General features: G+C 55.8%; 1 protein-coding gene. It reads right to left on the bottom strand.

All coding sequences use genetic code 11. From position 1 onward, the window contains the following. Nucleotides 1-87: 87 nt before the first annotated feature. Nucleotides 88-312: transposase (locus tag AWU74_RS08805; protein WP_162505148.1), on the bottom strand; the 225-nt coding region annotated here is incomplete at its 5' end.

Raw genomic sequence — 312 nt, 5'->3', positions numbered from 1 at the left:
CTTGTTTACAATCCGCGACAGTACCGCTTGTCACAATGCCGCTTGCCGGTATCCCGTACTCGTCAACCACAAGGTGTAATTTGCTGTTTAGCCCCCTTTTGTGCGGCTAATGTCCTGAGTGCCGCCGCACGCCCCGCACGCGTCCGCGTGTGCCTTGATATACGTCGAATCTATCATACGGATATCCCCGGCAGGCTCGCCTATTGCGGCGTCCGCCAGCCTTTTCCATATTCCCTTATCCCGCCAGCGACAAAACCGCTTGTGTATACTGTTCCAGTTGCCGAATTCTGGCGGTATATCCCTCCACGGAGC

The sequence above is a fragment of the Treponema endosymbiont of Eucomonympha sp. genome (genome assembly GCF_001028545.1).
This window is presented reverse-complemented; position numbering and strand designations above follow the sequence as displayed.